General features: G+C 42.4%; 23 protein-coding genes and 11 tRNA genes. 6 read left to right on the top strand and 28 right to left on the bottom strand.

Translation table 11 applies throughout. The features are described 5' to 3' along the window. Positions 1 to 134: 134 nt before the first annotated feature. From ACTWP7_RS20170 to ACTWP7_RS20115, 12 genes are all read right to left on the bottom strand, one after another. A tRNA-Ala gene (locus ACTWP7_RS20170) sits at positions 135 to 210 on the bottom strand. Between the two features lie 11 nt (positions 211 to 221). Then, positions 222 to 298: transfer RNA gene (locus ACTWP7_RS20165), tRNA-Pro, on the bottom strand. A 5-nt stretch (positions 299 to 303) separates the two neighbouring features. Beyond that, positions 304 to 380, bottom strand: a tRNA-Arg gene (locus ACTWP7_RS20160). Positions 381 to 453: 73 nt separating this feature from the next. Next, positions 454 to 537 (bottom strand) — tRNA-Leu (locus ACTWP7_RS20155). Between the two features lie 43 nt (positions 538 to 580). Further along, a tRNA-Leu gene (locus tag ACTWP7_RS20150) sits at positions 581 to 662 on the bottom strand. Positions 663 to 671: 9 nt separating this feature from the next. After that, a tRNA-Lys gene (locus ACTWP7_RS20145) sits at positions 672 to 747 on the bottom strand. Between the two features lie 253 nt (positions 748 to 1,000). Beyond that, positions 1,001 to 1,075 (bottom strand) — tRNA-Gln (locus tag ACTWP7_RS20140). 10 nt (positions 1,076 to 1,085) lie between these two features. Next, a tRNA-Asp gene (locus ACTWP7_RS20135) sits at positions 1,086 to 1,162 on the bottom strand. Positions 1,163 to 1,174: 12 nt separating this feature from the next. Beyond that, positions 1,175 to 1,246 (bottom strand) — tRNA-Glu (locus ACTWP7_RS20130). Between the two features lie 16 nt (positions 1,247 to 1,262). After that, a tRNA-Ser gene (locus tag ACTWP7_RS20125) sits at positions 1,263 to 1,353 on the bottom strand. Between the two features lie 4 nt (positions 1,354 to 1,357). After that, positions 1,358 to 1,432 (bottom strand) — tRNA-Asn (locus ACTWP7_RS20120). A 196-nt stretch (positions 1,433 to 1,628) separates the two neighbouring features. After that, positions 1,629 to 2,084 carry a SprT family protein gene (locus tag ACTWP7_RS20115; protein WP_443124701.1) on the bottom strand — a complete coding sequence of 152 codons (456 nt, stop codon included), beginning with the start codon at positions 2,082 to 2,084 and terminating at the stop codon, positions 1,629 to 1,631. A gap of 76 nt (positions 2,085 to 2,160) precedes the next feature. On the opposite strand from ACTWP7_RS20115, the gene cmpA reads away from it, so the two are divergent. Further along, positions 2,161 to 2,271 (top strand): cortex morphogenetic protein CmpA, encoded by a 111-nt coding sequence (gene cmpA / locus ACTWP7_RS20110; RefSeq protein ID WP_087946026.1) that lies wholly within the window; start codon positions 2,161 to 2,163, stop codon positions 2,269 to 2,271. A gap of 47 nt (positions 2,272 to 2,318) precedes the next feature. On the opposite strand, the gene ACTWP7_RS20105 is transcribed toward cmpA, so the two are convergent. The 15 genes from ACTWP7_RS20105 to acpS all read right to left on the bottom strand — a co-directional run bounded on the left by ACTWP7_RS20105 (position 2,319) and on the right by acpS (position 14,867). Continuing rightward, on the bottom strand, positions 2,319 to 4,460 hold the full coding sequence (locus tag ACTWP7_RS20105) for a Tex family protein (protein ID WP_443124702.1): 2,142 nt from the start codon (positions 4,458 to 4,460) through the stop codon (positions 2,319 to 2,321). 166 nt (positions 4,461 to 4,626) lie between these two features. Further along, entirely contained in the window at positions 4,627 to 5,223 is a 597-nt protein-coding gene (locus tag ACTWP7_RS20100) for a PP2C family serine/threonine-protein phosphatase (protein ID WP_443124700.1), read from the bottom strand. Further along, a complete protein-coding gene (gene sigB / locus ACTWP7_RS20095; RefSeq protein WP_014641682.1) occupies positions 5,223 to 6,002 on the bottom strand; it encodes an RNA polymerase sigma factor SigB in 780 nt (259 codons plus the stop codon). The genes ACTWP7_RS20100 and sigB overlap by 1 nt, the downstream gene beginning before the upstream one ends. Then, positions 5,974 to 6,450, bottom strand: coding sequence for an anti-sigma B factor RsbW (rsbW, locus tag ACTWP7_RS20090; protein ID WP_014641681.1), 477 nt, complete (start codon positions 6,448 to 6,450; stop codon positions 5,974 to 5,976). The genes sigB and rsbW overlap by 29 nt, the downstream gene beginning before the upstream one ends. Beyond that, a complete protein-coding gene (locus ACTWP7_RS20085) occupies positions 6,450 to 6,782 on the bottom strand; it encodes an STAS domain-containing protein (protein WP_443124699.1) in 333 nt (110 codons plus the stop codon). Before ACTWP7_RS20085 ends, rsbW begins: the two co-directional genes overlap by 1 nt. Positions 6,783 to 6,847: 65 nt before the next feature. Further along, positions 6,848 to 7,858 carry a PP2C family protein-serine/threonine phosphatase gene (locus ACTWP7_RS20080; RefSeq protein ID WP_443124698.1) on the bottom strand — a complete coding sequence of 337 codons (1,011 nt, stop codon included), beginning with the start codon at positions 7,856 to 7,858 and terminating at the stop codon, positions 6,848 to 6,850. A 14-nt stretch (positions 7,859 to 7,872) separates the two neighbouring features. Beyond that, entirely contained in the window at positions 7,873 to 8,274 is a 402-nt protein-coding gene (locus ACTWP7_RS20075) for an anti-sigma regulatory factor (protein WP_014641678.1), read from the bottom strand. Between the two features lie 3 nt (positions 8,275 to 8,277). Further along, positions 8,278 to 8,634, bottom strand: a complete 357-nt coding sequence (locus ACTWP7_RS20070; RefSeq protein ID WP_014641677.1) for an STAS domain-containing protein — start codon at positions 8,632 to 8,634, stop codon at positions 8,278 to 8,280. Between the two features lie 5 nt (positions 8,635 to 8,639). Continuing rightward, positions 8,640 to 9,509: an RsbT co-antagonist protein RsbRA gene (locus ACTWP7_RS20065; RefSeq protein WP_224895952.1), complete on the bottom strand. Its 870-nt coding sequence runs from the start codon at positions 9,507 to 9,509 to the stop codon at positions 8,640 to 8,642. Positions 9,510 to 9,766: 257 nt separating this feature from the next. Beyond that, positions 9,767 to 10,117: a type II toxin-antitoxin system PemK/MazF family toxin gene (locus ACTWP7_RS20060; RefSeq protein WP_014641675.1), complete on the bottom strand. Its 351-nt coding sequence runs from the start codon at positions 10,115 to 10,117 to the stop codon at positions 9,767 to 9,769. Positions 10,118 to 10,122: 5 nt separating this feature from the next. Beyond that, complete coding sequence (locus ACTWP7_RS20055) at positions 10,123 to 10,404, bottom strand: CopG family ribbon-helix-helix protein (RefSeq protein WP_014641674.1); 282 nt, start codon at positions 10,402 to 10,404, stop codon at positions 10,123 to 10,125. A gap of 162 nt (positions 10,405 to 10,566) precedes the next feature. After that, the gene (gene alr / locus ACTWP7_RS20050; RefSeq protein WP_443124697.1) at positions 10,567 to 11,724 is read right to left on the bottom strand and encodes an alanine racemase; all 1,158 of its coding nucleotides are present in this window, start codon (positions 11,722 to 11,724) and stop codon (positions 10,567 to 10,569) included. Positions 11,725 to 11,847: 123 nt separating this feature from the next. Further along, positions 11,848 to 12,867: a LolA family protein gene (locus tag ACTWP7_RS20045; RefSeq protein WP_443124696.1), complete on the bottom strand. Its 1,020-nt coding sequence runs from the start codon at positions 12,865 to 12,867 to the stop codon at positions 11,848 to 11,850. Positions 12,868 to 12,909: 42 nt separating this feature from the next. After that, positions 12,910 to 14,439: an NAD(P)H-hydrate dehydratase gene (locus tag ACTWP7_RS20040; protein WP_443124695.1), complete on the bottom strand. Its 1,530-nt coding sequence runs from the start codon at positions 14,437 to 14,439 to the stop codon at positions 12,910 to 12,912. A 71-nt stretch (positions 14,440 to 14,510) separates the two neighbouring features. Next, the gene (acpS, locus tag ACTWP7_RS20035; RefSeq protein WP_089752256.1) at positions 14,511 to 14,867 is read right to left on the bottom strand and encodes a holo-ACP synthase; all 357 of its coding nucleotides are present in this window, start codon (positions 14,865 to 14,867) and stop codon (positions 14,511 to 14,513) included. 128 nt (positions 14,868 to 14,995) lie between these two features. Here acpS and ACTWP7_RS20030 point away from each other — a divergent pair, with 128 nt between their 5' ends. Beyond that, positions 14,996 to 15,766 (top strand): rhomboid family intramembrane serine protease, encoded by a 771-nt coding sequence (locus ACTWP7_RS20030; RefSeq protein WP_443124694.1) that lies wholly within the window; start codon positions 14,996 to 14,998, stop codon positions 15,764 to 15,766. Positions 15,767 to 16,502: 736 nt separating this feature from the next. Here ACTWP7_RS20030 and ACTWP7_RS20025 read toward each other — a convergent pair. Continuing rightward, complete coding sequence (locus ACTWP7_RS20025; RefSeq protein WP_443124693.1) at positions 16,503 to 17,975, bottom strand: DEAD/DEAH box helicase; 1,473 nt, start codon at positions 17,973 to 17,975, stop codon at positions 16,503 to 16,505. Between the two features lie 231 nt (positions 17,976 to 18,206). On the opposite strand from ACTWP7_RS20025, the gene ACTWP7_RS20020 reads away from it, so the two are divergent. The 4 genes from ACTWP7_RS20020 to ACTWP7_RS20005 all read left to right on the top strand — a co-directional run bounded on the left by ACTWP7_RS20020 (position 18,207) and on the right by ACTWP7_RS20005 (position 21,072). Beyond that, positions 18,207 to 19,121 carry a DMT family transporter gene (locus ACTWP7_RS20020; RefSeq protein ID WP_443124692.1) on the top strand — a complete coding sequence of 305 codons (915 nt, stop codon included), beginning with the start codon at positions 18,207 to 18,209 and terminating at the stop codon, positions 19,119 to 19,121. A gap of 67 nt (positions 19,122 to 19,188) precedes the next feature. Further along, entirely contained in the window at positions 19,189 to 20,046 is an 858-nt protein-coding gene (locus tag ACTWP7_RS20015) for a DegV family protein (RefSeq protein ID WP_443124691.1), read from the top strand. A gap of 175 nt (positions 20,047 to 20,221) precedes the next feature. After that, positions 20,222 to 20,608 carry a hypothetical protein gene (locus ACTWP7_RS20010; protein WP_443124690.1) on the top strand — a complete coding sequence of 129 codons (387 nt, stop codon included), beginning with the start codon at positions 20,222 to 20,224 and terminating at the stop codon, positions 20,606 to 20,608. Further along, complete coding sequence (locus ACTWP7_RS20005) at positions 20,605 to 21,072, top strand: flavodoxin (RefSeq protein WP_443124689.1); 468 nt, start codon at positions 20,605 to 20,607, stop codon at positions 21,070 to 21,072. Before ACTWP7_RS20010 ends, ACTWP7_RS20005 begins: the two co-directional genes overlap by 4 nt. Positions 21,073 to 21,631: the final 559 nt, after the last annotated feature.

Genomic DNA, 21,631 nt, shown 5'->3' with positions numbered 1-21,631 from the left:
TCAAACTCTCCATAAAAGTTGAGATTGATTAGCTCTTTGCACACCGAATGTGCTTGTTTGAATTCCTTCTTTATTGAAAGAATATCTTGACGTACTGGTTGGTTCGTTCAGTTTTCAAAGATCAAAATAAATATTGGTGGAGCCTAGCGGGATCGAACCGCTGACCTCCTGCGTGCAAAGCAGGCGCTCTCCCAGCTGAGCTAAGGCCCCTTATTAGGAAATGGTCGGGAAGACAGGATTCGAACCTGCGACCCCTTGGTCCCAAACCAAGTGCTCTACCAAGCTGAGCTACTTCCCGTATAATGGCGCGCCCGAGAGGAGTCGAACCCCTAACCTTCTGATCCGTAGTCAGACGCTCTATCCAATTGAGCTACGGGCGCTTATCAAAAAAGCGACATTTATTAATGTAACATGCATTTCGGTTTAACGCAAGGGTTTTTTTAAAAAACTTAGTGCGGCCGAGAGGACTTGAACCTCCACGGGGTTGCCCCCACTAGGCCCTCAACCTAGCGCGTCTGCCGATTCCGCCACGACCGCAAGTTGTAAAGACAATTCGCTGCTGATCATGGTGATTGGAAAGTGCGGGTGGAGGGACTTGAACCCCCACGCCGTGAAGCACTAGATCCTAAATCTAGCGTGTCTGCCAATTCCACCACACCCGCGTTAATAAATGGTGAGCCATGAAGGATTCGAACCTTCGACCCTCTGATTAAAAGTCAGATGCTCTACCAACTGAGCTAATGGCTCGCAATGTTAATTAAGATTTCATTACCAGTTCGAAAGATGCTCGTCGTGTTGCAAGTTCTCCCGAAGAAGTCTCACTCCTCACAAGCCTGCGAAGATGACTATTCAAGTAGTTGGCTTGCTCTACCGACTGAGCTAGTGGCTCGCAATGTTATCAATCTAGCTTCTAATGAAAAATTAAAGAGCTTTCTTTAAAAGCACAAGGACTATCATATAACGTCCCATGTGTTTTGTCAACTCATTTTTCAAAATAAAATGGCTGGGCCAGCTGGATTCGAACCAGCGCATGACGGTACCAAAAACCGTTGCCTTACCGCTTGGCTATGGCCCAAACATTAAAGTGGCGGTCCGGACGGGACTCGAACCCGCGACCTCCTGCGTGACAGGCAGGCATTCTAACCAACTGAACTACCGGACCTATGTAAATAAGTGACCCGTACGGGATTCGAACCCGTGTTACCGCCGTGAAAGGGCGGTGTCTTAACCACTTGACCAACGGGCCATCACAAAATAAGTAATGGCGGAGAAGGAGGGATTTGAACCCTCGCGCCGCTTGCGCGACCTACACCCTTAGCAGGGGCGCCTCTTCAGCCACTTGAGTACTTCTCCGTAATGGCTCCAACGGTAGGATTCGAACCTACGACCGATCGGTTAACAGCCGATTGCTCTACCACTGAGCTACGTTGGAATAATGAAAAACATTGAATTCGCTCGCTTGTCCTAAAAACAACTTCGTAATCAGCGACGTTTTATATAATATAATATCTAGCTGATAATGTCAAACCCTTTTCCACAAAAAAATTGTTTCTTTTTCTTGTTTCGGGTGTTGTTTTGATAAGGCTTATTTAATTTAACACGCACTTAATAATCCGTCAATGGATTTTTTACTTCTTTTTAAGTTTTCCCCTGCATTTTCCGCAACCATACCTTTTCGTATTTACTCTTCTCTTTCTCGTATATTCCAGACCGCATGAGGTGCACGTATAATAATGTAACGCTGCCTGCTTCTGCTTTTGAGATGGCAAGGCTTTACAGAATCTTGGAGAGTTCGTGGTTTTCAGAAGTTCTTTAAACTCGCGGTCCCCATGCTTGTATCCTTTACCCTCGATATGCAAATGATAATGACACAGCTCATGTTTAATGATGCCCTTAAACTCTTCCTCCCCCAATTCATCCAAATACTTAGGGTTTAGTTCGATCACTCTTTTAGAAGGGATATACCTGCCTCCTGTGGTTCTAAGCCTTGAATTAAATTCGACTTTATCTACGTAAGGCTTTTGAAAATCGGTAAGGGAAATTTCTTCTGTCCAGTGCTGTAATTCTTTATTTGTTATCATCATACAGGAACACCTCCCAGCTTTTTAGCATACTTTATCATAAGTCTCAAAAAAGATGAATACAAAGGAGTAGATATCTATGCCCGCATGGTTAAAAAATCAGATGGCTAGAGCTTTCGCTAATAAAGATAAATATCAAATTAAAATGCTGAACCAGTGCTGGTACTATTACCAACACCTCTATAAATAAAAGAGTACCCAGAAGGAAAGTCTCCTCCCAGGTATCTATAGGAATCCTTATGATTGAGGCATCATCGTAAGAGCGATTCGTTGTTTTTGGGTATCCACCTGCTCTACCCACACCGTTACCACATCTCCTACAGAAACAACGTCCATTGGGTGTTTAACAAACTTATTTGAAAGCTTGGAAATATGGACAAGCCCATCCTGTTTTACTCCTATATCTACAAAAGCCCCAAAATCCACTACGTTTCTAATCGTCCCCTCAAGCTCCATACCTTGTTCAAGATCTTCCATAGAGAGTACATTCGTTTTCAGCAGTGGTTTTGGCAAGTCATCCCTCGGGTCACGTCCAGGCTGAACGAGTGATTTCCTAATGTCCTCAAAGGTCATCGTGCCGAGGTCCAGTTCATCAGCCGTTTGTTTTACATCCATTGCCTTCAGCTTCTCTGCAATTTCTGCACTGCCTAAATCTTCAACAGTAGCACCGACCATTTTCAAAAGTGAGCGGGCTGAACGATAGCTTTCCGGATGAATAGGTGTACGATCCAATGGTTCTTTTCCATCCAGAATTCGTAAAAATCCAATACTCTGTTCATACGTCTTGGCCCCAAGCCTTGGAATATCCTTAAGCTCCGAACGTTTCGTAAACTTCCCGATTTCTTCTCGCTTCTTCACTACATTATTGGCTACAGCTTTACTAAGACCTGATACGTATTGCAGTAAAGAAGAAGAAGCTGTATTAACGTTTACTCCTACCTGGTTAACTACAGTTTCTACCACGAACGTCAATGATCCATTTAATTTCTTCTGAGTGACATCATGCTGGTACTGACCGACTCCAATGGATTTCGGATCAATTTTTACCAGTTCAGCTAATGGGTCCTGAACTCTTCGGGCTATAGATACAGCACTTCTTTCTTCGACTTGCAGATCAGGGAACTCTTCCCGTGCTAACTTGGAAGCAGAATACACACTGGCTCCCGCTTCGTTCACGATCATATAAGAAGCATCCAGGTTATGTTTTTGAATCATATCCGCAATGAATTGTTCTGTTTCTCTGGAAGCCGTGCCATTACCAATCGCCATGAGTTCAATCGGGTATTTCTTCATAAACGACAGTATTTTTTTTTCTGCCCCAGCCGTATCATTTTTGGGTGCTGTTGGATAAATAACGGCAATATCAAGTACTTTTCCGGTTTCATCAATAACCGCCAACTTGCACCCGGTACGGTAGGCAGGATCCACTCCTAACACAACTTTTCCTTTTAGCGGTGGCTGCAGTAATAAACTTCGGAGGTTACTGGAAAACACTTCAATCGCCTGCTCTTCTGCGCTTTCAGAGAGTGAATTCCTGATTTCTCTTTCTATGGAGGGTTGAATTAATCGCTTATAACTATCCTGAATGGCTTCCGTTAAAATTTCCCGTAGTTTGCCTGAAGTAGAATTCTTGATCACTTTTCTTTCTATGTAACCAACAATGGATTCTTCAGGAGGCTGCACTCCTACTTTTAACACGCCTTCCTTCTCCCCACGATTTAACGCTAAAATACGGTGGGAAACGATCGACCTTACAGGTTCCTGATATTCGTAGTACATTTCGAATATATTTTTTTCATCCTTATCTGCGTTTTTCCCAGATGATTGGATTGTCCCTTTTTGAAAGGTCTGTTTCCTTATTTGGTCCCGATAGGCTGGGTCATCCGAAATCCATTCGGCAATAATATCATTTACACCAGCTTCTACCTCTTCTTCACTTTCCATTTCGTGTTCTGCAGAAAAGTAGGATGGCGCTTCTTTAGAGAAGTCCATATCTTGTTGCTCCCACACTCGCAAAGCAAGAGGTTCCAAACCTTTTTCCTTCGCAATCGTGGCTCTTGTTCTTCGCTTCTGTTTATAAGGACGGTATAGGTCCTCAACTTTTTGAAGCTGAGTCGCTTGCTGAATTTCTCTTTGTAATTCTTCAGTTAATTTATCCTGCTCATCGATTAACCGAATGACTTCTTCTTTTCTTTGGGTCAGATTTTTTACATAACTCCACTGATCTTCTATTGATTTAATTTGTACTTCATCTAATCCACCCGTTAATTCTTTTCTATAGCGGGCAATGAAAGGCACGGTATTTCCTTCATTCAGTAATTCTATAACTTGCTTAACCGATGACTCCTTGATACTGGTCTGCTGAGCAACCATGCTCATCAACTCAGGCTTCTGTTCTATTTCACTCAAAAAAAGTCCTCCTTCACAAACATCTACTTTGTATTGTATCAAATTCTTGGATGGTCCGTCAGAAGAACGCGAGACCATCGTTTCTCTTTTTAAGCTATTAAAAAAGGCCTTATTCTCTTTTAATAAGAATAAGACCTTATACATACTCCATGGCAATTAAAGTGGTATCATCTTCTCTGGCTTGTCCATAAAGTTCTTTATATTGATCAGTAATATCATTCACATTATTTGTGGAGATATATTTAGATGTTAATCGGCGGTCATTTACTCCATCCGAAAAAAGCAAAAAGATCATACCTGGGCTGATCTCTCCTCTGGATACTCTTAACTTACGAGTGAACCCGGCTAAATAACCGGCCAATGGAATATTGCGATGTCTTCTGCCATCCGGTTCAATAATAATGACTCCAATATTCCCAATGGAAGAGTATGAATATGTTTTAGCAGTAAAGTCTATTCTAAGTATGCCAAGAACGACTCCTCGTTTACCTACTAACACTTCATTACATTTACGAACCAGGGCTTCAATAGTTAAATCCGTGTGTTCTTCAATGACATTCATAACGGCTTTAGAAGATTCATGAGCCATTTCTCCACTGCCCAATCCATCAGCTAAAGCACATATGAAAGCATCTTCAGTTTCTTTATAAAAGTAACTATCTCCGCAATAGTAGTTGCCTTTTTTCGCTTTTTGATAAATGGATAGACGGACATGCTTGTACTGCTCTTCCACTAGAAGGCCTCTACCGATTCAGCTTGCAAGGCTTCCCTTAGTTTGCGAAGAGCACGTCGTTGAAGACGAGAAACGTGCATCTGGGAAATCCCCAGTTTTTCTCCTGTATCCTTTTGGCTCATATTCTCAAAGTACGTGCACTGAAGAATTTCCTGTTCCCGTTCACTTAGGATAGGAAGGACTTTCTCAAGAAGCATCTGCTGATCAATTTGAGAATATCCATCTTCCTGATTGCCTATAAGGTCAAGGATCGTTACCGTACTCCCATCAGAATCTGCTTCAATTTTACGATCGACCGATAAAGCTTTGTAGCTTTTACCCATTTCCATCGTTTCCAGGACATCCTCTTCTGACACTTCCAGATGGTCCGCTATTTCAATCACGGACGGGGATCGCTGAAGAGTATTGGTGAGTTCTTCGGCCGCTTTTTTAATTTTAGGGCCAAGCTCTTTAATTCGACGGGGAACATGTACACTCCACGTTTTGTCACGGATAAATCGTTTAATCTCTCCGATGATCGTAGGGATAGCAAAAGATTCAAAAGACTTTCCAAAAGAAGGGTCATACCGGCGAATAGCCGCTAAAAGACCCAGCATTCCAACCTGCACCAGGTCTTCGTGGATGGTGCTGTTCTTTGAATACTTGCGTGCAATGGATTCCACAAGGTCTTTATAGACAAGAACAATCTTCTCCTGCACTGCTTCATCAGTAGGGTGTTCTTGTAAATGCTCTATCCATTCATATACTTCATCATTGTGATGTTGAGATCTGGTCGCCATTCTGACCCACCTCAGCTTCATGGAGATATTTCGTCATTAGTACAATCACTCCATATTTACTATTAATTTCAACTTTATCCATAAGGGCATCGATCAAGAACAAACCGAAGCCACCCTCACGGAGTTCTTCAATATTGTCATCTTGTTTGTAAGGACCGATATCCTGCTTAATATCTCCAAGGTTAAAGCTGCCGCCGTGGTCTGCAACCATTACTTCAAGACGGTCATCATACACACCAAAACCGATGGTGATTTCTCCTTCACCCGTTTCATTATAGCCGTGTTTAACAGCATTCGTAATGGCTTCAGAGATGGCTACTTTTAAATCTTCAATATCTTCATAGGTAAAACCCATACGGTTGGCGATGCCAGAAATGCTTAAACGTACCACGCCGATATACTCCGCTTTGGCAGGGACCTTTATTTCAACAAAATCAAATGGTTCCATTATTGCATTCCACCTTGTACTGTAGAATCTATATTCATAATCTCTGTAAGACCGGTAATTTTAAACAAACGGTACACACGCTCCTGCATTTGTACCAATTTCAAATCAGTGTTGTATTCTTTTGTAGATTTTAAGGCGCTTATAAAGACACCGAGACCTGTAGAATCCATGTAATTCACATGCTGCAGATCAACTTCCACAGTCTGACCTTCTTCTTTCGTTAGAGGCAATAAAGCATCCTTTAGCTTCGGCGCCGTAAATGCATCCACCTCTCCCGAAAGTACAACGTAAGCGACATTTTCTTTATTCGTAACATCTATCGTTAGGTTCATCTAAAAGTCCTCCTAATATTCCTGTAAAAGTCCATCAAACGGTAAATACCCGTTTCATTTGTGGACTAAACATTCCTTTTTAAAATGATCAGGGTGAAATCATCACGCAGATGAAAGTCCTGAAGACGTTCAAAATGCTTGTACACATTCTCTACCGTTTCCTGAGCCGGCAAATGGGAATATTGTTTGATAACGTGAAGAATTTCTTCCTGCTCAATAAAACGGTCTCCCTGCCTGCACTCCGTTACTCCGTCTGTGAGAAGGACAATCATATCGCCTTTTTCTACTTTCTTTTCATACTGTGTGTAGCTTGTTTCCGGCGACACCCCTAGCACAAGTCCAGGCACATCAATTTCCTCGAATTCATCCCGATCACTATAGTAATAAAAACCAGGCTCATGCCCCGCAGAAGAATAAGAGAAAGTGTGCGTATTAGAATTATAGAGTCCATAAAACATTGTAATAAACATACTCGCATCCACATTTCTCTCAACGACGCGATTCAAACTGCCCAGAATCACACTTGGATCCATACGCATTTCCGGATAGCTGTCCATTGAATATTTGATCATAGACATACACAAAGCTGCAGGTACCCCTTTTCCGATAACATCCGCAACAGCTATTCCGAGAGAACCTTTGCCATCCTGAACAAAATGGTGGTAATCTCCATTCATCTGTTTAGCAGGTACACTTAAAGCTCCGATGTCTACCTCTTCCAAATCCGGTTTAACAGTAGACAATAAGGTTTTTTGCATATTAGCGGCTACAGAAATTTCGGACTTAAGCTCCAGCTGTTTTTCACGCAGCGATTGATGTTCTTGATAAGCCAGTCCATAAGAAATCATAGTTTCTAAGAGAAAATTCATTGATGCCTGAATGTAATCCGGCATTTCCGGGTATAGTTCCTGTAAGGATTGAATATGCACATTTATAATTTCTTCAGGTGAAATGTTTTGCTGCATAGACTGCTTACTGAACTGCTCTGCCTGATACAGAGCTTGTTCATCTTGTGTTTTGATATATTCCTGTAGAAGTTCTTTATAATTTTCTAGATCAAGCTTCAGTGTACTCATTATCTAATCCTCCTTTAACGGAGCCATTTAATGACTGTAATTTCAGTCCCTTTTCCTTCTTCGGATGTAATATCGAAATCGTCCATTAGACGCTTCACACCCGGAAGGCCTGCACCGAGCCCGCCAGATGTAGAAAAACCGTCTTCCATCACCTGACTGAGCTCTTTAATACCAGGACCACTGTCTATAGCCAGAATCCTGATTCCTTTTTGATTCATATCTTCAAGAGTTTCAAAGCAGACTTTACCTGTTCCAGCATACAAATAAATATTCCTTGCTAACTCTGATATAGCAGTGGCGATCCGCGCCTGATCGACTGTGCCAAACCCAATTTTTCTGGCAATGTCCCGACCAAGTTGACGTGCCCCTACAATGTCCCACTCCTTTTTTATATTCACACAGGATTGGAAGTCCATGGGCTACTCCTCCAATTCCTGACGAAGTTTAATCAATCCTTGTTCTAAATCTAAAGCGGTAGGGACATCCTGCAAGTGTATCCCTAAATCAATCAGAGTCATGGCCACAGCTGGCTGAATACCCGTAAGCACCACTTTGGCACCCATTAAATCGGACATCGTGACCACATCTCCCAGGACTTTCGCGATGAATGAATCAATGATGTCAACGGAAGTTAAATCGATGACAACACCGGAAGCACCGCTTTCATGAATTTTACTTAATAGATCTTCTTGAAATTGTATAGCTGTCTGATCATCCAAATCGATTTGAATGGAGATCAGTAAATAGTTGTGTAACTTTAATATAGGAATTCTCAATTTGTTCACTCCCTGTCTAGCGAATCGATTAATCTTTCAATATCTTTGTCATTATTCTGAGTTTCTTCTATGCGGCGATTCGTTAATTCGAGTGCTGTTTGGAATCCTTTACGAAGTGAACTTTTTGTCGGGAATTTCCCAAGATCAATTCCTAGATTCACAATCGTTTGAGCAATTTCAGGACGTATGCCTACTAATATACACCGGGAGCCAATTAAACGGACAGCTTCTGCAGCTTGAATAATATGATGGGCTACCATTGTATCAACGACAGGCACTCCCGTAATATCAATTAAAACAACCTCAGCATTGTGTTTAATAACTCCATCTAAAAGGTTCTCCATAATCTGCTTGGCCCGTTCCGTATCAATCGTTCCTATAAGCGGCATAATCGTGATGTTTTCCATGACAGGTATCAATGGTGCTGATAGTTCCTGCAGAGCTACCCGCTGCAGGGATACAATGTGTTCCCAGCTGCCGGAATATTCATTTACTAAACGGTTGATAATCGGATCCACCCAGTCATCAACTTCCCTTAACACTTTCGAAAAATAATCCGAATCGATTTTTTCGGACTGCTGTAAAATATATCCCGTTACAACACGCCTGAAGACCTGCATTCCATCTGTAAGATAGCTAAGTGGCCACCCCAGGTTAATTAATCGTTCTGAAAAATCATCTAAATCTGAAGAGAGGCCCTTCTTTTCAATACTGGAAAAAATGACGTTCACAAATTCACGATTTGTACTCTCGAACATTTCTTCAGAAATTGTCGATGTATAATCATTCTTCTTGTGAGTATCAATTTCCTCCAGCCACATTTTTACAATATCGTCGCTGTGTTCTAACACGACATTCTTTAATTTCTCGTCCATTATCTAAACCTCCGCCTCGGAACCCTATTCAGTAATCATTAGGAAACGCTCTAATAATATTCAGATATAATGTTACCAAAAATCAAGGTAACATCATACTAATACGTTGTGGAAATGAATGCTAAAATAATAAGTTACAAGAATTGTTCATCATATTTCTATTATAAACTACACAATAAAAAAAAATAAAGCTACCTCACGCAGGTAACTTTATCTAAGGAAAAAACAATCGTTTTTTTCCTTATGCTCTGTTGTAATCAGAAATCAATTAATCCAAGGCTGATCTGCAGCGCTTTGTTGACTTCCAGCATCATTGCGTCGTCCAGTTGAGTAATCTTGTCGGTCAAACGCTGTTTATCAATCGTTCTGATTTGTTCCAATAGGATCACAGAATTTCGTTCGAACCCATATTTTTCTGCATTGATTTCTACGTGTGTGGGAAGTTTGGCTTTTTGTATTTGCGCTGTAATTGCAGCTACGATAACTGTAGGGCTAAAACGATTACCGATATCATTTTGAAGGATGAGTACAGGACGAACCCCGCCTTGCTCTGATCCCACTACCGGGGACAAATCAGCGAAATAAACGTCTCCTCGTTTGACTATCACTGGCTTCACACCCCGCCCACTAATTGCTCCAGGGTGTGTTCTGCCTCCTCTTCAGCTTGAAACATTTCTGAAGCGATGTTTAAATTTATTTTCGCCATTTCCATGTAGCCTCTTCGCATGGATTCTCTGACATGACGCTGTTTCTTCTCACGCAAATACATTTTAGTTGCTTGACACATGAAATCGCTCCGATCACTATTTTCGAGTTGAATAAAGCCGTCCACTTCATTGAGTAGGTTATCCGGAATCCGGATGACAATCTCCTGCATGCTATCGGACAAAACCATACACCTCCACCATCTTCTCTCAGAAAGAAAACCAGTCAATAATTCCACTCTAATCTTATCAAAGGGGAGTGTCTATTGCAAAGGCATGTTGGAATTTTTTCGTGAAATGTGCTGTGTTGCATCCAAACATAGGGAGGATTGTCTCACACCTGGACCCGTTTTTTATAGAGGATTATCTACTTCCACCATATGGCCGTTTTCAAAAAACATTCTCGGAACCCTGTAGCTGATCATACAGGGTATTTCATAATTGATGGTTTCAAGATAATCCGCCACTTCATCCGTGGTAATCTCGTGAGCCCCCTGTTTACCAATTAAGGTAACCTTTGTGCCCAAAGGATATTCCTGATCAAGACGAATCATAAATTGATCCATACAGATCCTTCCGACGATCGGGTGACGTTTGCCGTCAACCAGTACTTCCATCCCCTGTAATTTCCGTATCCATCCGTCAGCATAACCAAGAGGAATAGTACCTATCCATTCTTCTTTTTGGGTATGATAAGTTGCTCCATAACTGACCGCCTCTCCTGCGTCCATTTTTTTCACATGAATTAAACGGCTCTGCAGGGAAAAGGCAGGTTCTAAAGCGATAGGACGCTCTTCTTTAACCACATCTGACGGATACAAGCCATACATACTAATTCCAAACCGGACAAAGTTCTTCATTCGGTCTGGAAATCTCATACTGGCCGCACTATTCCCTGTATGGATTTCGACGTTTTCCTGCCAAACCTTTTCAAAATGAGAAAATAGATGCACAAACCGCCGTTCCTGTTCTTCAAAATATCCTGTTTCCTCTTCATCCGCCGTCGCGAAATGAGTGAACACCGCTTCTAATTCGAAGCTCGGGTTATTTCGTAAATGGTCGAGAATATCATCCATTTCCTTAATCGTGCGAACTCCAATTCTGCCCATTCCTGTATCCCATTTCATATGCAGCTTCAGCGGTTTTTCAAATTGAAAATGTTGCACTTTTTCCATCCATTCCTTTTGAAAAACGGTAACCGAAACCCTGTATTCTGAAGCAGTTACAGCGTCTTCCGGCCGAGTCCATCCCATTACTAATATAGGGGCTTCTATTCCAGCTTCCCGAAGACGGATTGCTTCATCTAAAAGAGAAACAGCAAGAGCCTTTGCACCAGACCTCAACGCCTGATGAGCAACCTGGATATCCCCATGTCCATACGCATTGGCTTTTACAACCGCATAGATTTCAGTTCCAGCTGGAAGGCGCCCCTGTAACTGCCGGATATTATAATCAATCTTGGACAGATCCACTTCCGCCCAGGAATCTCGATAAAAAGTTTCTATTGACACAGGGTCCCCTCCTCTTTCGTTCCATATCTTTCTATTATTGAACGTGCGGGTTCCCCTGTCAATGGCGTTCCTCCAGCTGAAAGTAAAAATAAAAGCAGACCGTTAAGCCTGCTCCTTCCAAGGTTATTTCACTGCTGTACTATTAATGGAGCTTGCCACTGAAACCATTTCAGCTTGCGTTAAGTCATTGCTTGCCAGCTGATACGTTGTACCATTCTGGCTCCACTCCAGACGATTATTTTCCATCGCTCCAATAACACCATCAGCCAACTGGACAGGCTCTCCGTTTACCTGCACAGAATATTGGGCACTTGCGGGCTGCACCTCTGCTTTTTCTTGAATAAGAGTAAAACTCTTATCTCCGCCATATGTCATAATAACCCGCTTGCCATCCTCTGTCTTAACTTCCTGCTCTTCAGCAAGATCTGCCCCATACGTTTCCTGAGGATAAAGAACTTCTCCCATTTCGGTTCCTTCCATACTTGCTACCGGCACTTCAGAAGGAGCCATAGCCATATTCTTATCTACGTCGAAATCTTCTTTCTTCAAGGATTCATCTTTTGCGAAATTAGCAAACTGGACTTCTACCAGAGCATTCATATCTTGATCAAATACCTTGACCATCACAGGCTGGTAGGACTTTTTATCGAAATAAATCTCCTGGTAAGGTAATGTTTTATTGTTCTGATAGTTTGTTTTGGTCTTAAATTTAAAATGATTTTCAGTAGCGCTGAACTCCGCATCTCCATCGGCCTGAATATCTTTCAGTAAAGAAGCATAAAGGTAAGGCTGGCTTGTATTTTGCGGCCACTCACTCTGGAACTTAAAGCTCTTATTCAGAGCCGGGGTTAAGACATAGACTCCGCTATCGTTTTTCAAGATGATCTGGCTACCTTTTTCATCCTGATCATTTTCAAGCTTTACGCGATAGAAATCGTCCTTCTTATGCCAGACTTGGATATGGTATTTCTGCTCCTCTTCTCCTGTACGCATCTTCATATTGGCCTCTGTCTTATATCCAGCCATTTCTTCTGATTGTTTTTCGAGCTTCTTCATAACATCCTCTTTTGATTGCGAGCCACAAGCGGTTAACGCTCCAAGAACCAGCATGGTGAACAATATGATGAGAAAACGTCTTTGCATAAGACTCAACTCCTTTGTCTCTACTGAAGGACAAAGGGAACGTTATGCTTTGGATGACGCAGAAAATGTACGAAAGGTATGGGATAAACCTTCAACCAAATCCGAAGCGAGAAGATCAGTCTTCGAATGTTCCTCCTGAATCAAATAATCAGCGGTCGAACCATGAATGACACAGCCATTACTTAAGGCATCGAGAATATTATCTGACTGAAGCATCATTCCAAATAGAATACCAGACAGAACGTCTCCACTTCCGCCTTTCGCAAGACCGGCATTACCGGTCATATCGACCCGCTGCTCGCCATCTGGAGCAGTAATAATGGTGTAAGGACCTTTCAGGACGAGATACACTCCGTATTCAGAAGCGAATTCTCGACTTATTCGAAAAGGGGATTGCAGAATTTCTTGAATAGATATACCCGCAAGATAAGCAAATTCTCCAGGATGAGGGGTTACAACCGTAGGCAGGCTCCTGTTTTTTAAAGCGGCAAGCATAGGTTTCAGCACATAAAGACCATCTGCATCAATTAATAAAGGACCTTTACATTCTTGAAGCATATGCAATACTAGTCCTGCAGCTTCTTCATGACGTCCAAGACCCATACCAATCGCAGCCCCGTCATACTTTGATAATTCAGGGATCGCTTGTCCGGTGATCATTCCTTCTTCCTCTTCCAATCCGGAAAAAGTTGCTTCCTGGACATAAGAAGTAACGGAAGGAATAATACTTTCAGCTGTTGCAATGGTAAGCAGACCCGTCCCACTTCTTAACGCCGCTCTTGCCGCCATAGCAATAGATCCCGGCATAAAATAGGAACCTCCTGCCATTACACCTTTCCCATGACTGCCTTTATGAGAATGACTATCTCGTTGGGGCAAATTCTGCTCAACATCCTCCACACTCCATAAAAACCGCTTAACTTCCGGAAGTTTTTTTACAGGAAGTCCAATTTCTACGACACTCCACTCTCCGTAATATGGACTAGTGTGCTGCAGAAAAACACTTATTTTTGGAGTCGCTATAATGGTCGTGTAGTCAGCATTGAATGCATCAAAATTATCGACACCTTCTCCGGCTGGAAGACCTGTCGGAAGATCTATCGCTAGTCTAAGCGCTTTATGCTCATTTGCTTTTTCAACAATTTCGGCTAAAGGGGACCTCAGACGTCCTTCTATACCAATCCCAAGCATCGCATCAATAATCACGGATGCCTGATATAGGGAAGGCAGGAATTCTTCCATAAGGGAAAATTTCTTCAGCTCAAACCCTGAGTTTTTAAAAATATCCCGATGGGCTTCCGCGTCCCCTGAGATTTTTTCATCAGGAACGACCTGCCAGGCTTCCACCTTGTAGCCTCTGTTCAGAAGCGTCCGCGCAATGACGAAACCGTCTCCGCCATTATTTCCAGATCCTATGAGCACAATCACCTGATCTTTACGCTTAATTCTATGCTCCAAATCCTCAGCTGCCGCACGACCGGCGCTCTCCATTAACATCTTTCCATCAATCCCAGTGGACTCAATAGCCACCCGATCCCTTTCGTACATTTCTTGTGCGGTTACAATATCCAAAAAGTTCCCTCCTACCCGCATTACAATGTTATGAGACAAACTATGTAAATATGTCAGATCTATTACCGCTCTTATCTCTCTTCTAACACGACTTGAGCGACAGCGTGCGTAGTGCTGTGGCTGATCGACAACCATATGTGCAGATTTTCAAAACCCTGAACCTTCATAGACGGGGCTCCTTTGCCATCAGATAAAACTTCAATATGCTGAAAACTCAAAGAACCAATACCTGTCCCCAGAGATTTAGCCAGGGCTTCTTTAGCCGCAAATCGTCCGGCTGCATATTCAGTCTGCCGCCGTTCATTCAAATCTTTAAAACGCTGGTACTCTCGCTCCGTTAAAATTCTTTGAATAAGTCGAGGCTTTCGCTTTATACTTTGTTTAATACGATCCATTTCAATGATGTCAATTCCAATACCTCTGATCACATAAGATCTTCCTTTTCAACTGAAGTAGTAACAGTATACCCGAATTTCATGCCGATAAAAATGGATATGAGATTCCCGGCCCGTCATAGTATGATAGTAGGAACGCAACTAAAAGGAGAATAGCCCCTATGTTTGTCAGAACAGAAAGCTTCAAAGAATTTCTCAAATTCTATCCCATTGTTTCCACACTTGTTGGTATTCATCTCTTGTTGTGGATATTAATCGATTTTCTCCAATTCGGATTCGCATTGGACCTCCTCCGCTTTGGAATTGGAGTTAACATCTTAATCCTGGAAGGAGAATATTGGCGGCTTGTCACCCCAATTTTTCTGCATGCAGGGTTTGCTCATGCATTATTTAATTCCTTTTCACTTGTCTTATTTGGCCCGGCCCTTGAACAGATTCTTGGCAAGTTTAAATTTATGTTTATGTATTTGTTCGCAGGGATCGCAGGGAACCTTGGAACTTTCATTGTAAATCCAGACGCTTATTACCAGCATTTAGGCGCTTCCGGTGCCATCTTTGGAATTTTTGGTGTCTACGTCTTTATGGTACTTTTCCGCAAGCACCTAATCGACCAGGCCAACTCACAGATCGTCATGGTTATTTTTATATTAGGTTTGTTCATGACATTTACACGACCGAATATCAATGTACTTGGCCATTTGTTTGGATTGATTGGCGGGTTTGCTATTGCTCCAACCATCCTCCGAAACGCAAGACCATTTTCGATTTGGCAGCAGCGCGCCCGTACTTCAAGTCAGTCAAGCGGGGATATTTCTTTTAATCCTAACCGCTGGAAGAAGCGGCGCTTCCCTTGGAAAAAATACGGTGGTTACGCATTCTGGTTTGTAATTATTTTTCTTGTAGCAGTAGCCCTGTTCAGCCGAGTACTATAAACGAGGGCTGTTTTCTTAACCATAAAGCCTCTCCTGACTAAGGAGAGGCTTTTTTTACAATGATCCTTTAACTAGTTGCTTGTTCCAGATAAGCTCCCTTTTCTGTAAGACTCAGTTTCGAGATAACTCGGGTCCATTGCCAAAAAAAGAATGGGGCGGCTACGGAAACAACTCGCTTTCCTGCGGGGGAACTGGCAAGCCTCCTAAGTCGTTACCACTCCTTGTGGGGTCTCGCCTAGCTCCTTCTCCCGCGGGAGTCTCGTCGTTTCCTCCGCCACCCCAACGATATCTAGTGAACGGACCTTTCCAGAAGAGGAACGGTCTTCTCCTTAATCTGCATGAAATGCTTTTATGACAGGCTATTGTGCATCGTTACATCCTAAAATAGGTACGAAACCACATGGTCTCATCCCTCATCACGCAGGTGATGTTTGAAGTGGTTTTGAAATTCTGTTTTGGCAAGGTCCGGAGGGGGACGATGAAGACTCCTGTGGGATAAACATGATCGGTGAGACCCCGGAAAGCGAAGCTTGAGGAGGCTCAGCACATGCCCACGGAAAGCGAAATCGTCCCCCGTAGGACCTTCACGGCAAACCAATATCTCGAAACTGAGTCTTCCACAATCCGGCCATTTAGTAGAATATCCTAAATGTGAAAAACTACAACGGAGGATGAAATGAGTTTTTCACTAAAAAAAGGCCAGACCTCAATGGGTCTGACCTTTTTTCTTTATGATTTATTTAGCGTTTGAGTTACGTCCTTTGTTCTGGTAACCACGCTTGCCGCCTTTTCCGTTGAAGTTACGGTTGCGGGATTTATTCTTCGAGTTGTAATTGCGGTTTCCGCCTTTACCATAATTCTTCTTACCTTTACTGCGCTGAGCATTTTTCACGCTGATCGGCTGTACGGAAGTCAAGCTGACAGGTACTTCGCTGCGCTCTTTCGTCATCATCTTAAGAGCTGCCGCTATGATATCAGAAGAATCATATTGCTCAAGCAATTCGTTAGCTGAATGCTTGTAATTCTTAAGGTCGTTTGCACCAAGAGATTCTACAAGCTTTTCTACCGCTACTTTTTGCTGGCCGCGGGAAGCTTCTTCAGAAGAAGGAACTTTAAGACGCTCTACTTTTTTCTTCGTAAGCTTCTCAATCAAATTAAGCTGGTCTTTCTCACGTGGTGTTACGAAAGAAATAGACTCACCCTTACGTCCCGCACGACCTGTACGCCCAATGCGGTGAACATAGCTTTCAGGATCTTGAGGGATATCGAAGTTATACACATGTGATACTTCAGAAATATCCAGACCACGAGCGGCTACGTCTGTAGCTACCAGAATTTCAATACGTCCACGCTTGAACTTGTTCAACGTAGACATACGCTTACCTTGAGTCAGGTCTCCGTGGATTCCTTCTGCGCTGAATCCACGCGCTTGTAAACCGTCCGCTACCTCATCTACACGGCGCTTCGTACGACCGAATACAATGGCAAGAGCAGGGTCGTGAATATCAAGCAGGCGAGTCAATGTGTCAAATTTGTGTTTCTCAGGGATCTCCACAAAGTATTGCTCGATATTTTCAACGGTCATTTCTTTGGATTTAACTTTTACTTCTTCAGGGTTATTCATTAAGGTTGTCGCGATATCACGAATTTCCTTAGGCATCGTAGCTGAGAAAAGCAACGTCTGACGCTCTTCAGGAAGAGCTTTCAGGATATCACGAATATCCTCGATGAAGCCCATGTTCAGCATTTCGTCTGCTTCATCCAGTACAGCCGTGTGTACATTTTGAAGCTTTATAGTTTTACGGCGAATATGGTCAAGCAAACGTCCCGGTGTAGCTACGACAATTTGATTTGTCTTAAGAGACCGGATTTGGCGTTCCATGTTCGACCCACCATAAATTGGTAGTGCGCGAACTCCTTTAACTTTACCAAGGCGGTTCATCTCTTCTGCGACCTGGATAGCCAGCTCACGAGTTGGAGCTACGATCAATCCTTGAACGGATTTGACCTGCTTGTCAATTTTCTCAAGCATCGGAATACCGAATGCTGCTGTTTTACCTGTACCTGTCTGAGCTTGACCGATCACGTCTTTGCCTTCCAGCCCTAGAGGTATTGTTTGTTCTTGAATCGGTGTGGTTTCTTCAAAGCCCATATCATCTAAAGATTTTAGAATTGGGTTTGATAAGCCTAGTGAATTAAATGTTGTCACTTATTTCATACTCCTTTTTTATATAAAATCATATATAACTTATATGCCTATAAACATGTAAAAAAAGCCTTCCGCCACAGAAATCGGGAGAGGCTCCTCTGGTGTCTGCCTAATAGATTCATTCATCATAACATACATAACACAGTTAATTCTACACATTTCTCCTATGCTTTTCAATCCGAAGAATGATAAAATGAGTGCACAACTGTTGTTTACCAGAGGAGGGGTTTAATGAATAAGCCTCCAATTCATCCATATATAATTTTATTCATAGGGGTACTATCCATATCTACAGCAGCGATTTTTGTTAAATTGGCTGGTGACGCTCCGGCATCGATTGTAGCTTTTTTCCGACTGTCGCTGGCTGTGCTTATTATGTCCCCTTATGTATTATGGAAACATTTTGATGAAATCAAACAAATTAATCAAAAAGATTGGATTATGGCTGGTTTATCCGGGGTGTTTTTAGCGTTTCACTTTATCTTATGGTTTCAGTCCCTATCTTACACTTCCGTTGCAAGTTCGGTTGTTCTCGTTTCGCTGCAGCCAATTTTTGCTTTTATCGGGACTTTCATTTTCTTTAAAGAGCGTTTCACAATCGGTGCGGTTTTAAGCCTGGTCATTACGATAACAGGAAGTGTCATTATAAGCTGGGGCGATTTTCAAATTAGCGGCTTGGCTCTTCTAGGAGACATCCTGGCCCTTTTAGGAGCATTTATGGTTACCGGCTACTTCCTGCTGGGTCAGAACTTAAGAAAACGTCTTTCTCTTATGACTTACACTTTTCTTGTCTATGGCACAGCTTCTGTTACTTTACTGCTTTACAACCTTATTTTAAATCAATCATTCACCGGTTACAACGGCTCGCAATGGCTAATCTTCCTTGCACTGGCTATCATCCCGACTTTCTTCGGTCATTCCTTGTTTAATTGGACTCTGCGCTGGATCAGCACTTCAACGATTTCAATGGCCGTTTTACTGGAACCGATTGGTGCAGCGATTCTTGCTTATTGGCTGTTGAGCGAACCTGTTACATGGTCCCAGTGGCTTGGAGGCTCCATTGTACTCTTTGGACTGATGATGTTTATTTTCAGTACGACGAAAAAAGTTAAACCCAAAATTACGCATGCCCATCAAAAACAGTAATTAGAAGATGTCTGTTATAATGATAATAAAGTAAAGATGTACCATTACTTGAGAGCAGGTGAAGAGATTGACCATACAACTTTTGATTGATGGAGGGGGAGACCTTCCCGACTCCATGAACGATCAACATTCCATCAAAAATGTACCCTTGAATATTCATTTCGGCGAGGAACATTATAAAACAGGTGAGACCATTGATCTGCCTACTTTTTATAAAAAACTAAAACAATCAGAAGAATTGCCAAGATCTTCTTCTCCAAGTCCGAATGACTTTTATGAAAAATATAAAGAAGTAGATCGCGACGCTCCTATTCTGGTTCTCGCACTTACTCAGGGACTGAGCAGTACGTACGAAAGTGCTGTAATGGGGATGGACATGCTTCGCGAGGAAGACCCGGAACGCCAAATAGCCGTGCTGAATACAAAAACCGCTTCCTGCGGCATAGCCCTGCTCGTCCATGAAGCTAACAAGAAAATCGAAGAAGGGCTGGATTTTGAAGCACTGGTATCTCATATGGAAGAACGTATCGAAAAAACCACTACGTTATTTATTCTAAAAACGCTTGAAAATGTTATAAAAGGCGGACGTCTTGATCGAATGAAGGGTACGATCGCCAAGACATTGAACATTAAACTACTTATGAAAGCCAGTGATGATGAAGGAGCCGTAGAAGTCACGGAAAAGGTTCGCGGAAACAAGAAATCTATCCGCCGCTTCGTTGATCAGATTGGTGAGTATGCTCATAACTTAGAAGACAGAGTCATTGCTTTATCCCATTGTAATGATGAAGCAAGAGGCCGAAAAGTTCTTGAGGATATAAAAGAACGTTATAATCCTAAAGATAGCTTGTTTATGGAAACGGGTCCCCTCATCTCGACTTATGCAGGTGAAGGTGGATTAGTTATTGCTTTCTTCAGAGATTAATAGATTAACCAAAAGCTGCGGAGCATCTGCCCCGCAGCTTTTTTTATTGGACTTTAAGAATGAAACTTGAGGTCATGTCCCTCCCTATGACTACATCCCAAAAGCAGACATTCAATTGACAATGATAATCATTTTCAATTATAATTTAACCATCTTCTAATAAAGGGGAATGAACATGAAAGATTGTCTTATTGTTACACGAGATTTCACTTATCATAGAGGTCCCGGCACCCCCTATAAATGTCTTCATTTTAAGAAAGGAGAGTTAATTTATATAGGCGATGATCATCACTACGTAGAGTCAGTAGGCTGGCTTGTCTCTTTACACACGGACACGAAACACCCCTTCTTTATTCCTTCCACTTACCTAGAGGAATATTACTTGAATAATTTGTATATGTACTCGGATATTGCGCTTTCCATTAACTATCATCAACTAAAAGTGGATCAGTCCCTGGATAGCCGCGATGCGGAGCTTTTTCAGTATCATTCCGCTCAGTTGAGTTACTGGGATCAACTAGTGAACGGATCCAACGAAAAGCAAAAGGCTGGTTCTCTATGAATTCTATCATGATAGGATTTGCAAGTATGTCTGGGAATACAGAAGAAATAGCGGACGTGCTCAAAGCTCATCTGGAAAACTGTGGTTTTCACGTAACACTAGATGAAATTGACGAGATAGACCCTCATGAGTTTAAGAATTATTCCGGAGTATTACTTGGTTCCTACACTTGGAACGACGGGGACCTTCCCTACGAGGTGGAAGAATTTTATGAAGATGTAACAGAAACGGACCTAACCGGGGTCCCTATAGCTGTTTTTGGTTCAGGCGACTCCATTTATCCTCATTTCTGCGAAGCTGTTAACCAGCTGGAGAGTGCATGTCAGGAATCAGGGGCGGTAATTGCATCTACTTCTCTTAAAATTGAACATTATCCTGAGAGTGATGAGGATTTATCAAGATGTGAAACCTTTGCAGTAGAATTTGCACTCTTCCTTAAAGACTCTATCAAATCTCTAAGTTGAACTCACAGTTATGCTCCCGTTTGTGTAAGATTTGATTTCGAGATAGTTATGTCCGTTACGTAAGATGGATAAGGGTTGGTGGGGAAATAACTCGCTTTCCTATGGGGGAACGGTGAGCTTCCTCGCTCGTTTCACTCCCTGCGGGATCTCACCTAGTCCCTTCTCACATGGGAGTCTCGCCATTTCCCCACCAACCCCACTATAATGTTGCGAACGGACCCTTCCAGAAGAGGAAAGTTCTTCTCCTTAATCTGTATGAAATGCTTTTATAACAGGCTATTGTGCATCGTTATACCCTGAAAATAGGTACAGAATCACCTGGTCTAATTCCTTACGATTTAAAGTGGTTTCGAGCTTCTGATTTGGGCAGGTCCGGAGGGGATGATGAAGACTCCTGCGGGATGAACATGATCGATGAGACCCCGGAAGTCAAAGACTGAGTTATCATGAACGAAAAACTAGCTCCTTACACGTAAATTCGTAGGTTAATCGGGTAAGGAATAAGTAAGAAACCCAAACCCTATCAGAGCTACATTACGGAAGGAGCTAGCTTACTATG

The sequence above is a fragment of the Halobacillus sp. B29 genome, assembly GCF_052246755.1.
Taxonomy (GTDB): domain Bacteria; phylum Bacillota; class Bacilli; order Bacillales; family Halobacillaceae; genus Halobacillus; species Halobacillus halophilus.
Note: the sequence above shows the minus strand (reverse complement) of the source record. Positions and strands in the feature narration are given on the sequence as shown.

Excerpts from the sequence above, each read along its gene's own strand:
- ACTWP7_RS20055 (WP_014641674.1), bottom strand. The coding sequence starts at position 10,404 with ATGGTTTTGTCCGATAGCATGCAGGAGATTGTCATCCGGATTCCGGAT.
- rsbW (WP_014641681.1), bottom strand. The coding sequence starts at position 6,450 with ATGGAACCATTTGATTTTGTTGAAATAAAGGTCCCTGCCAAAGCGGAG.
- ACTWP7_RS20045 (WP_443124696.1), bottom strand. The coding sequence starts at position 12,867 with ATGCAAAGACGTTTTCTCATCATATTGTTCACCATGCTGGTTCTTGGA.
- ACTWP7_RS20105 (WP_443124702.1), bottom strand. The coding sequence starts at position 4,460 with ATGAGCATGGTTGCTCAGCAGACCAGTATCAAGGAGTCATCGGTTAAG.
- ACTWP7_RS20085 (WP_443124699.1), bottom strand. The coding sequence starts at position 6,782 with ATGAACCTAACGATAGATGTTACGAATAAAGAAAATGTCGCTTACGTT.
- ACTWP7_RS20075 (WP_014641678.1), bottom strand. The coding sequence starts at position 8,274 with ATGGACTTCCAATCCTGTGTGAATATAAAAAAGGAGTGGGACATTGTA.
- ACTWP7_RS20030 (WP_443124694.1), top strand. The coding sequence starts at position 14,996 with ATGTTTGTCAGAACAGAAAGCTTCAAAGAATTTCTCAAATTCTATCCC.
- cmpA (WP_087946026.1), top strand. The coding sequence starts at position 2,161 with ATGCCCGCATGGTTAAAAAATCAGATGGCTAGAGCTTTCGCTAATAAA.
- sigB (WP_014641682.1), bottom strand. The coding sequence starts at position 6,002 with ATGGCGACCAGATCTCAACATCACAATGATGAAGTATATGAATGGATA.
- ACTWP7_RS20080 (WP_443124698.1), bottom strand. The coding sequence starts at position 7,858 with ATGAGTACACTGAAGCTTGATCTAGAAAATTATAAAGAACTTCTACAG.
- ACTWP7_RS20065 (WP_224895952.1), bottom strand. The coding sequence starts at position 9,509 with ATGGACGAGAAATTAAAGAATGTCGTGTTAGAACACAGCGACGATATT.
- ACTWP7_RS20020 (WP_443124692.1), top strand. The coding sequence starts at position 18,207 with ATGAATAAGCCTCCAATTCATCCATATATAATTTTATTCATAGGGGTA.
- ACTWP7_RS20005 (WP_443124689.1), top strand. The coding sequence starts at position 20,605 with ATGAATTCTATCATGATAGGATTTGCAAGTATGTCTGGGAATACAGAA.
- ACTWP7_RS20010 (WP_443124690.1), top strand. The coding sequence starts at position 20,222 with ATGAAAGATTGTCTTATTGTTACACGAGATTTCACTTATCATAGAGGT.
- ACTWP7_RS20115 (WP_443124701.1), bottom strand. The coding sequence starts at position 2,084 with ATGATGATAACAAATAAAGAATTACAGCACTGGACAGAAGAAATTTCC.